Source organism: Cyanobium sp. L1E-Cus (assembly GCF_024345755.1).
Taxonomy (GTDB): Bacteria; Cyanobacteriota; Cyanobacteriia; order PCC-6307; family Cyanobiaceae; genus Cyanobium_A; species Cyanobium_A usitatum.
Genome location: NZ_JAGQBS010000007.1, coordinates 16867 through 26713, shown reverse-complemented (window position 1 = coordinate 26713; position 9847 = coordinate 16867). Strand labels below are relative to the sequence as shown.

Annotated in this window: 10 protein-coding genes; 4 read left to right on the top strand and 6 right to left on the bottom strand. The window is 68.0% G+C overall.

Features of this window, described 5'->3' with window-relative positions; genetic code table 11:
• The first annotated feature begins 92 nt into the window (after positions 1 to 92).
• Complete coding sequence (gene tyrS, locus KBZ22_RS08010; RefSeq protein WP_255021703.1) at positions 93 to 1319, top strand: tyrosine--tRNA ligase; 1227 nt, start codon at positions 93 to 95, stop codon at positions 1317 to 1319.
• A 34-nt stretch (positions 1320 to 1353) separates the two neighbouring features.
• Here the strand turns inward: tyrS and KBZ22_RS08005 are convergent, their stop codons facing one another.
• The gene (locus KBZ22_RS08005; protein ID WP_255021650.1) at positions 1354 to 1533 is read right to left on the bottom strand and encodes a hypothetical protein; all 180 of its coding nucleotides are present in this window, start codon (positions 1531 to 1533) and stop codon (positions 1354 to 1356) included.
• Positions 1534 to 1655: 122 nt separating this feature from the next.
• Here KBZ22_RS08005 and pyrF point away from each other — a divergent pair, with 122 nt between their 5' ends.
• Complete coding sequence (gene pyrF, locus KBZ22_RS08000; RefSeq protein WP_255021649.1) at positions 1656 to 2381, top strand: orotidine-5'-phosphate decarboxylase; 726 nt, start codon at positions 1656 to 1658, stop codon at positions 2379 to 2381.
• Here pyrF and KBZ22_RS07995 read toward each other — a convergent pair.
• The 5 genes from KBZ22_RS07995 to hpf are packed head-to-tail and all read right to left on the bottom strand — an operon-like array spanning position 2378 to position 7031.
• Positions 2378 to 3580 carry a glycosyltransferase family 4 protein gene (locus KBZ22_RS07995; protein WP_106502268.1) on the bottom strand — a complete coding sequence of 401 codons (1203 nt, stop codon included), beginning with the start codon at positions 3578 to 3580 and terminating at the stop codon, positions 2378 to 2380. The two genes, pyrF and KBZ22_RS07995, sit on opposite strands and share 4 nt — an antisense overlap.
• Positions 3581 to 3607: 27 nt before the next feature.
• Positions 3608 to 4948, bottom strand: coding sequence for an MFS transporter (locus KBZ22_RS07990; RefSeq protein ID WP_255021648.1), 1341 nt, complete (start codon positions 4946 to 4948; stop codon positions 3608 to 3610).
• A gap of 25 nt (positions 4949 to 4973) precedes the next feature.
• Entirely contained in the window at positions 4974 to 5768 is a 795-nt protein-coding gene (gene recO, locus KBZ22_RS07985) for a DNA repair protein RecO (RefSeq protein WP_254942322.1), read from the bottom strand.
• A 7-nt stretch (positions 5769 to 5775) separates the two neighbouring features.
• Positions 5776 to 6444: a deoxyribose-phosphate aldolase gene (gene deoC, locus KBZ22_RS07980; protein WP_254937484.1), complete on the bottom strand. Its 669-nt coding sequence runs from the start codon at positions 6442 to 6444 to the stop codon at positions 5776 to 5778.
• Entirely contained in the window at positions 6441 to 7031 is a 591-nt protein-coding gene (gene hpf / locus KBZ22_RS07975) for a ribosome hibernation-promoting factor, HPF/YfiA family (RefSeq protein ID WP_255021647.1), read from the bottom strand. The genes deoC and hpf overlap by 4 nt, the downstream gene beginning before the upstream one ends.
• Before the next feature lie 54 nt (positions 7032 to 7085).
• On the opposite strand from hpf, the gene lipB reads away from it, so the two are divergent.
• Together lipB and KBZ22_RS07965 are read left to right on the top strand one after the other, a co-directional pair.
• Positions 7086 to 7766 (top strand): lipoyl(octanoyl) transferase LipB, encoded by a 681-nt coding sequence (gene lipB, locus KBZ22_RS07970; RefSeq protein ID WP_255021702.1) that lies wholly within the window; start codon positions 7086 to 7088, stop codon positions 7764 to 7766.
• Positions 7767 to 7886: 120 nt separating this feature from the next.
• Positions 7887 to 9839 (top strand): AMP-binding protein, encoded by a 1953-nt coding sequence (locus KBZ22_RS07965; protein WP_255021646.1) that lies wholly within the window; start codon positions 7887 to 7889, stop codon positions 9837 to 9839.
• The last annotated feature ends 8 nt before the right edge of the window (positions 9840 to 9847 follow it).

Genomic DNA, 9847 nt, shown 5'->3' with positions numbered 1-9847 from the left:
ACCCTCCAGAAGAGCAGCCGCGAGCAGAGCACACTCCAGCAGAGCAGCCACCTACCGGCCTGCCTCCTCTGCCGGCCTGGCTTGAGCGGGGAATGGCGGATCTGTTCCCCGCCGGCAGCGGTGCCGGTGCCTGCAGCGACCCAGACCAGCAGCTAGCCGCTCGCCTGGAAGAGGCCGAGCGGGCCGGGCGGCCCTTGCGCATCAAACTCGGCATCGACCCCACCGGCTCCGATATCCACCTGGGGCACTCGCTGCTATTCCGCAAGTTGCGGGCCTTCCAGGATGCTGGCCACATCGCCGTGCTGATCATCGGCGACTTCACCGCCCGCATCGGCGATCCCACCGGCAAGAGCGCCACCCGGGTTCAACTCAGCGCTGCTGCGGTGGAGGCCAATGCCGCCACCTACCTGCAGCAGCTGGGCCAGGGCCAGGACCCCGAGCGCGCCCTGCTTGATTTCGAGACTCCTGGCCGGCTGGAGGTGCGCCGCAACAGCGAGTGGCTCACCGGGCTTGACCTGCCCCAGGTGATTGAGCTGCTGGGCATCAGCACCGTGGGCCAGATGCTGGCCAAGGAGGACTTTTCCAATCGCTACGGCTCGGGCGCCCCCATCTCCCTGCACGAGTTTCTTTATCCGCTGCTGCAGGGCTACGACTCGGTGCAGGTGCAGGCGGATCTGGAGCTGGGCGGCACTGATCAAAAGTTCAACGTGGCCATGGGCCGCGACCTGCAGCGTCACTTCGGTCAGCGCCCCCAATTCGGCATGCTGCTGCCAATCCTGCCGGGCCTCGATGGCGTGCAGAAGATGAGCAAAAGCCTGGGCAACACCGTGGGCCTCGCCGAAGACCCACTTTCGATGTACTCGAAGCTTGAAAAGGTGCCCGATGCGGTGGTCGACGACTACCTAACCCTGCTGACTGATCTGGATATGGCAGTTCTGCCGCAGAACCCTCGGGAGCGTCAGAAACTGATGGCTCTGGAGATCACCCAGGCGCGCCATGGCGGGCCGGCGGCGGCGGCGGCCCAGGTGGATGCAGCCAAGCTTGTAGCCGGTGCCGCGGGTAGTGGTGCCGCCGCCGCCGAGGTGCCGGAGGCCTCGTTGGCGGCGGTGAATTTCCCCGCCAAGGCCTTCTACCTACTCAGTGCTGTGGGCCTCTGCGCCAGCAGCAGCGAAGCCCGCCGCCAGATCCAGGGCGGCGGCGTCAAGCTCGATGGCGAAAAGCTCGCCGATCCCAACCAGGAGTTTGCCGGCCCGGAGGTCCTCGCCGGCAAGGTGCTGCAGCTGGGCAAGAAGACCTTTCGGAGGCTGGTGGCGGGCTGAGCGCTACTACCTGCAGCTCCTACCTGGTGCCCTCCTACCTGGTGCCCAGTAGATCGTCCCAGCTCGGGCCCTGGGCTGCAGCTGCATCACTGGAACTGCCGCAAGGAATGGTGATGCCCGCATCGCCCCAGGGGTGCCAGGCAGGTAGGGGGCAGCAGGCTCCCGGCTCAAGGCTGAGGGTCACCGGCAGGGGAGTGGAATCGGAGAAGGCCATGGCCACGGCTCGCACTTACCAAGCCTGGGCGCTGGCATAGGGCCCTCAATGCAGCGCTGATGCCATCGCCATGTCGTCTGGGAGACGCTCTGCCTAGCCTGCAAGCAAGCTGCCAGCGGCCCTTGCTTGAGCCCAGTGATCAAATTATCGTGGCCCTCGATGGCATGGCGCCAGAGCAGGCCATGGCCTTTGCGGCTGCCGTGCCTGAGCTGCGCTGGGTGAAGGTGGGCCTGGAGCTGTTCGTGGCTGGCGGGCCGGAGGTGGTCCAGCAGCTGCGCGACCAGGGCAAACGGGTGTTTCTCGATCTCAAGTTCCACGACATCCCTGCCACCATGGCCGGCGCCTGCCGCAGCGCCGCCCGCCTCGGTGCAGAGCTGATCACGGTGCATGCCAGCGCTGGCAGCGTGGCCCTTGGCGCGGCCCAGGCGGCGGCGCTGGAGTCGGCTGCGGCGGTAGGCCTACCTGCCCCCACCCTGCTGGCTGTGACGGTGCTTACCAGCTGGGAGCAGGCCCGTTTTGCATCCGAGCTGGCCATTGAGGAACCGTTGTCCGCCTACGTGCCACGGCTGGCCCAGCTGGCGGCGGCGGCTGGCATCGGCGGCTGCGTCTGCTCCCCGCTGGAGGTGGCCGCCCTGCGTGCTGCCCACCAGGAGCCCTTTGCCCTGGTGACCCCCGGCATCCGCCCGGCTGGAGCGGCCTTGGGGGATCAGCAGCGGGTGCTGACGCCCGCCCAGGCCGTCGCCGCCGGTGCCAGCCAGCTGGTGGTCGGCCGGCCGATCACGGCGTCGCCAGATCCGGTTGCGGCGTTTGCGGCCTGCTGTAGAGAGCTATTAGGCCACCACGCTTAGGCAACCAGTGAGCGCTGGGGTATGAGCTGGGCGTAGAGCTTCTCGAGGGCGTCGATGTTGCCTTCAAGTGTGTAGCGCTCCAGGGCCCGCTCCCGGGCCCGGCGGCCCAGCTCGGCGGTAAGCACCGGCTGATCGCGCAGCACCGGGATCAAGGTGCGCAGCTGGGTGGTGACGCCCTGGGTACTGATCACGATGCCGGCGCCCCCCTCCAGTACCTCGCCGTCGGCGCCGGCGTCGGTGGCGATGCAGGCGGTGCCGCTTGCCATGGCCTCCAGTAGGGCCAGGCTCAGGCCCTCCACCAGGGAGGGAAGAAGGAAAACCTCGGCTAGCTGCTGGAAGGCCACGCGTCGCTCCAGGCTGGGTTCATAGCCCCACCACACCAGATCTGGTTCATCTCCAGGGGCCTGCAGCGCACTGCGCAGGGGGCCATCGCCCACTATCACCAGCACGCAGCCGGCGGGTCGCACTAGCCGCCAGGCCTTGATCAGGGCCTCGACGTTTTTCTCAGTGGCCACCCGGCCCATGTACAGGAAGACGCGCCGGCCCGCAAAGCGCTGGCGCAGCTCCTGCAGGTCTGGGCTGGCAGCGGCGGCCAGCGATGCCGGCTGCCACATGGCGGTGTCGACGCCGTTGGGGATCACGGCCAGCCGCTCGGCCCGCACCCCCAGGCGCAGCAGCATCTCCGCCTGCAGCTCCGAAAACACGATCACCCGATCAAATTTGGCCAGGGTGGGTCCATAGAGCTGGTAAGTGAGCTGCTGGGTGCCGGCGGTGAGGTTGCGCAAGCTGGCATCGAAGGCCGGATGAAAGGTGGCCACCACCGGCAGCCCCAGCTGCTGGCAGAGATCGGGTAGGCGGAAATCGAGGGGGGACAGGGTGAGGCTGGCGTGCACCAGGTCGGGCTTGAGTCGCTCCAGGGATTCGCGCAATTCCCGCTGGGCCCCCAGCGATGGAATCGTGTACACCTGAGACTTCACCAGATAGGGCAGGGCCACTTCCGGGCCGCCGCCATTGCTGTCGCCCTGGTTGTCAGCGTCCGGCAGGGCATCGCTGGAGCGAGCCAGGCTGCCGGGGGGTGTGTCGAAGTGGATAAAGCTGATGCCATGGCCGCGGCTGCGCAGCGCGTGGGTCGTGCTCAGTCCGTAGGTGACGTTGCCGCAGAACGGTGTTTTCTTGCCCAGCCAGGCAATGTGGGCCACCAGGGCTCGCGCGTCCGGAGGCCCACGCTACCAGCGCTTCCAGGGACGCTCCAATAAGGCCGCCACCAAGGCAATGGCTGCCAGGCCCCAAAGCACAGGCAGCAGGCCGTATCTGCTCACCACCGCCCCGGCCAGCACCAAAGGCAGGCTCAGGGCCACGTTGATCAGGTTGTTTTGCAGGCCAAACACCTTGCCGCGCAACTCTTCGGGTGTTTCTTCCTGGATTGTGGTTTGGGCGGGAATCGCCAGCAGGGCTGAGCCCACCCCCAGCACGCCGCAGAGCAGCAAGGTGAACACCAAATTGCCGCGCAACTGACCCAGCAGCACCAGGCTCCAGCCGATCGTGCCCAGGCCCGTGGCAGCCAGGTGGCGGCGGTTGATCCCTTGGCCCAGCTGGGCCACGGCCAGGGCCCCAATGGCCAGGCCCAGGCCGCTCATCGCCAGCAGGGTTCCAAACTGGGTGGGGCCAAGCCCGGGGATAGCCGCCGCCAGGCTGATCGCCAGCACGTAAAGGGCGGCAAGCAGGCTGTACAGCAACACCAGCTGCACCATGGCGCTGAACACCCGCGGCCGCTCCCGCAGCACCTGAAGCCCCTCGCCGATCTCTTGCCACACGGTTGTGCGGCTCGGCGCCCGAGGCGGCTCCTGCCAGCGGATTCGGCTGATGGCTACGGCCGCCAGGCCATAGCAAAGCGGCAGCAGCAAAAATTCACCGCCGCTGATGCCGATTCGTTGCAGGCCCAGGTTTAGGAGCCGCAGGATCGGATCACCCAGGGCAAAGCCCACGATCGTGGCGGCCATGCTGGTGGCCTGATAAAGCGAGTTTGCTGCCAGCAACTGGTCGCTTGGCACCAGCTGGGGTAGGGCTGCTTGTTCGGCCGGCGCAAAAAACTGGGTGAGCACCGACTCGAAAAAGGTCATCAGCACCAGCCCCCAGTAACCCCAGCTCAGCCCCAGCCACTCGGGGCCCTCCACCAGGCATAGGGGAGCTAGCAAGACCAGCAACGCCCGCAGGCCGTTGGAGGCCACCATCACGCCCCGCTTGGGCCAGCGGTCGGCCCAGACCCCGGCGACAGTGCCCAGCAGCATGGCTGGAATCGTGTTGGCCACGTAGATCCCGGTGGCCAGCAGGGTGATCATCTGGGCCCTGGTCTCGGGCAGGTCCAGCCGGATTGCCGAGGCGGCTTCCGCCAGGGCTGGGTTGGCCTCAGGCGTTCCCTTCACCCAGGTCTGGGCGATCAGGAACACCATCAGCACGATGTAAAACTTGTCTGCCAGCTGGGAAAAGATCTGGCCAAGCCAGAGCCAGCGGAAATCGGGCAGCGCCAGAACGCCCTGCAATCCGGTGGCGTTGGAACTGCCTCTCAAGCTGGTTCGTATTGCTGCTGGCTCGTCATGATGGCGCAGTCCCGGCTGCAAGGCCGGTGCGCAGCAGCCGAAAGGCCCGGGGTTTGCGGCTGAGATGCTCCTGGCACCAGTGCTCCACCAGCTCCAGCAGGTGCAGCCACACCGGCAGGGGGCCCATCAGTTCTCCATCGCGCCGGCGGGGCAGGTTGGGCCGCAGAAGCCTTTGCAGCAGGGCCAGTTCGGATGCATTGAGCACCACCCGTGCCCCCGGCACGCCACCGATCACCAACCCCTCGCTCGGCACCAGGCTGCAGCGCCAATCCCAATCGCCCACGGGTGGATCCAGGGGCTCGCCACTGCGGCTGCAGCAGCCCAGGGGTAAGGCGTAGCCGCCGAGGGCCAGCAGGTGGACGCTGCCTTGCACCGCGATTGCCAAGGCTTCTAGGTCGCAGCCCCGCTCCCGCACCAGGGCGTCGAGGCGGCCCAGCTGCATCAGTAGATCTCCCAAGATGCCGGCTGAGGGTGCGTCGCTTGGCACCAGGGCCAAACAGAGCTCCATCAGGGCCTGGGCGGCGGCGAGGGCCTCCAGCTGCTGGGCCAGGCCGCTGTAGCTGCGCAGCACCTTCAGTTGACGCACCCGCCTCAGGCCGCTGCGACCGCCCACCTGCAGGCGTAGATGGCTCAGGGGCACGGCGGCGGCCAGGCTGCTGCGGGGTCTGCGCGCCCCCGGCACGGCCAGCCGCACCACCCCCTCCTCGTCGCTGAGCAGGGTGAGCAGCCTGTCGTTTTCGCCCAGGGGACGGCAGCTCAGCGCCAACCCTTCGAGGCTTTGCTCCGGCACGGTTGCTTCAGCCCCGCATCGCCTGGGCCAGGGCCACGCCGCGGCTGGTGCCGAGCCTGGTGGCGCCAGCCTCCACCAGGGCAAGGGCATGCTCCAGGTTGGCGATGCCACCGGAGGCCTTGATGGCTGCCCGACCGCGGGCCAGCTGGCGCAGCTGTTCAATGTGGTCCACCGTTACCGCCGGCCCGAAGCCGCTGCCGCTTTTGAGGAAGCGGGCGCCGGCATCAATGCTGATCTCCACCAGCAGGGCCAGGGCGTCTGGATCGAGCCTGCCCACCTCCAGGATCACCTTCACCGGCAGGCCCAGCTCGCAGATGGCGGCGAGTTCGTCGTGGATCGGCGTGCTCTGGCGGTCCGCCAGGGCGCCGAAATCGGGCACCACGTCCAGTTCGTCGGCGCCGGCCTCAGCCGCGGCCACCGCTTCGGCCAGCTTCACCGCCGCAGGCACGGCGCCGAAGGGGAAGCCCACCACGGCGATCAACTGGGGGCTGGCGCCCTTGCCCTCAAGGGGCAGCTGCTCCCTGGCGCTGGCCACCCAGCGGGAGGCCACGCACACCCCGGCAAAGCCGAAATGGCGGGCTTCCTCGCAGCACTGGCGCACGGCGCTGCTGCCGTGGTGGGGATCCAGCAGGGCGTGGTCGATCAGGGGGGCTAGGTCGGGCCGGTCGGCGCTCACGCGTCTTTGGCCTGGATCACCCCGAAGCCGCCATGGTTGCGGTGATACACCACTTGGATCTGGCCACTTTCGGCGTCGCGGAAGACGTAGAAGTCGTGGTCGATCAGCTCCAGCTGGTGCAGGGCATCGTCGATGTTCATCGAGGGCATGTCGTAGTACTTACGCCGCACACCCCGGCTGGGCAGTTCGGGCTCCTTGCCGTCCACCAAGCTGCTACCAGGTGCAGGCAGATTGGCGGCGGCGCCGGCCTCCTCATCGCGGGCGGAGCGATGCACCGGCCCCTGGGCCTGCTCCTGGATGCGGTCCTTGTAGCGGAGCAGCTGGCGGCTGAGCTTGCTGGCCACCAGGTCGATGCTGGCGTAGAGGTTGTCGCTGCGCTCCTGGGCGCGGATCACGGTGCCATTGGCAAACATCGTGACTTCAACCGTTTGCTGCGGTACCCGGGGATTGCGGGCCACCGACAGGTGCACATCGGCCTCTTTAACAAGGCCCTCAAAGTGGTGAATGGCGCGGGTCAGCTTGGTTTCGGTGTACTCCCGAATGGCGGGAGTGACGTCAAGATTGCGGCCATGGATCAGCAGTTTCATCAGATGGCAACCGCCTCCGGTCTTCTGGTGCACCAACGCTAAGAACGGCTTGTGATATCCCCCAACCTCGATGCAATCCTTTTTGAAGCGACGGGTCCGGTGCCGTTTGAACGGGCCTGGGCGGTCCAGCGCCAGCTGCAGCAGCGGCTGCTGGACTATCCCGAGGGCCCTGACACCGTGGTCCTGCTTGAGCATGAGCCCTGCTACACCCTGGGCCGCGGCGCATCGGAGGCCTTTCTGCGCTTCGATCCCGCCGCACCGCCCCTGCCACTGCACCGCATTGACCGTGGCGGCGAGGTGACCCACCACGCCCCGGGCCAGCTGGTGCTTTACCCGGTGCTCAATTTGCAGCGCCACGGCGCTGACCTGCACCTGTATCTGCGCCAACTCGAGCAGGTTGTGATCGATGTGATGGCGGGTCTGGATCTGCAGGGCGAGCGGATCGATGGGCTCACCGGGGTGTGGCTGGAGGGCCGCAAGCTGGCGGCGATCGGTGTGGGGGCCAGGCGCTGGATCAGCCAGCACGGCCTGGCCCTGAATGTGGATTGCGACCTGGCTGGCTTTGCGGCAGTGGTGCCCTGTGGACTCCGTGATCGGCCCGTGGGGCGTCTGGTGGATTGGCGGCCGCAGCTCAACGCCCAGCAGCTGCGTCAGCCCCTGCTGGATGCTTTTGCCAGCAGTTTTGGCCTGGTGCTGCGGCCATCCAATCCCCAGGATGGGGTGTTCAAGCTGTGACTGCTGAGCCGCGGTGGATCTGGACCACCAGAGCCCTGAACTGGTGGTGCGCCGCTGGCGGCAAGAGCAATAAACAGGACCCTCCCTGGCGCCGTTAGGTCGCGGGCGCCGGTCCAAAGGGTGTTAACACTGCTGGCAAGCCCTACCGCTTCCACCACCGTGGCCCGCGCCGCCTCCCCCGCTGAAATCCACTGGAGCGGCAGTCGCCGCGATCGCCAGGCCCTGGCCCAGCGTGCCGACTGGAGCGGCCTCACCGGCCTGGAGCAGCTCTGGCCAGTGCTCGCGGCGCGCCACGGCGAGGCCCTGGCCCTGGAGGCTCCCCATGCGGCCACGCCCGAGCAGCTCAGCTACCGCGAGCTGCAGCAGCGCATCGAGCAGGCCGCGGCGGCCTTTGCCGGCCTGGGTGTGGGCGCTGGTGATGTGGTGGCCCTGTTTGCTGAAAACGGTCCCCGCTGGCTGCAGGCCGACCAGGGACTGATGCGGGCCGGAGCTGCAAATGCGGTGAGAGGCAGCGCCGCTCCTGTGGAGGAGCTGGCGTACATCCTTGAAGATTCCGGCGCTTGCGGCCTGGTGGTGGAGTCGGCCGCCCTGCTGGCCAAGCTGAACCTCTCCCCTGAGGCAAGGTCGCGCTTGCGCTTTGTGGTGCTGTTGGAGGGGGAACGGGATACGGGGGCGGCGCCAGGATCCTGTTTCAGTTGGGGCGAACTGCTCGAGCGCGGGGCGGCGGCGTTGGCCTGCGGCACGCCGGCCCCGCCACCACCGGCTGATGGGGCCCGCCTCGCCACGATTTTGTACACCTCTGGCACCACGGGGCAGCCCAAGGGTGTGCCCCTGAGCCACTCAAACTTGCTGCACCAGCTGCGCCACCTGGGGGTGGCCGTGGCACCCAAGCCCGGCGACCGGGTGGTGAGCGTGCTGCCGATCTGGCACTCCTACGAGCGCAGTGCCGAATATTTCCTGCTCGCCTGCGGCTGCCGCCAGACCTACACAACCCTCAAGCAGTTGCGCGCCGACCTGCAGCGGGTAAAACCCCACTACTTGATAAGTGTGCCGAGGCTGTGGGAGGCACTGCTCTCTGGCTTTGACGATGCCCTGGCGGCCGTGCCGGCCTCGCGCCAGCGGCTACTAGGCGTGGCCCTGGCCAACAGCCGCGCTTTTGGCCGCTGCCGCCGCCAGGCCCTCGACCTCACCCTTGCGCCGGAGGCCTGGCCGGCTCGGCTCGGCGCCGCGGGGCTGGCCTTGCTGCGCTGGCCCCTGCACCGGCTGGCGGCGTCGTTCCTCTGGCCGAAGCTGCGCCAGCAGCTGGTGGGCGGCCGGCTGCGCACGGCGATCAGCGGTGGCGGCGCCCTGGCCATGCACGTGGATGGCTTCTTCGAGGCCATCGGCGTCGAGCTGCTGGTGGGCTACGGCCTCACCGAAACCAGTCCCGTGCTCACCTGCCGGCGCCGTTGGGCCAACCGCCGCGGTAGCGCCGGCCAGCCCCTGGCGGGCACCAGCCTGCGGATCGTTGATCCCGAATCCGGCGAGCTGCTGGCCCTGGGGCAGCGGGGCCGGGTGCTGGCCCGGGGCCCTCAGGTGATGGCGGGCTACTGGGGCAAGCCGGAGGCCAGCGCGGCTGTGCTTGATAGCGAAGGCTGGTTTGACACCGGCGATCTGGGCCACTTGCTGCCCGATGGCTCCCTGGTGCTCACCGGCCGGGCCAAGGACACGATCGTGCTCAGCAGCGGCGAAAACATCGAGCCCGGCCCCCTCGAGGAGGCCCTGGTGGCCAGCCCCTTGATCGAGCAGGTGCTGGTGGTGGGCCAGGACCGCAAGCAGCTCGGCGCCCTGGTGGTGCCCAAGGAGGCGGCTGAGTCAAGCGATCTGGCCCTGTTGCGCGCCTTAACGCGGGAGTGCAACCGGCTGCTGGCCGCCCGCCCCGGCTCCCGGCCAGACGAACGCCTTGGCGGTGTGGCCTTAGTGGAGCCATTCACGCTCGATAACGGTCTGCTCACCCAGACCCTCAAGCAGCGCCGCGACCGGATTACGGCCCGCGACGCTAGGGCGATTGAGTCGATCTACGCACCCCGCTGAGGCTTGTG

What these genes read in the sequence shown, in the direction of transcription:
- hpf (WP_255021647.1), bottom strand. Translation starts at nt 7,031, where the DNA reads ATGAAACTGCTGATCCATGGCCGCAATCTTGACGTCACTCCCGCCATT.
- tyrS (WP_255021703.1), top strand. Translation starts at nt 93, where the DNA reads ATGGCGGATCTGTTCCCCGCCGGCAGCGGTGCCGGTGCCTGCAGCGAC.
- KBZ22_RS08005 (WP_255021650.1), bottom strand. Translation starts at nt 1,533, where the DNA reads ATGGCCTTCTCCGATTCCACTCCCCTGCCGGTGACCCTCAGCCTTGAG.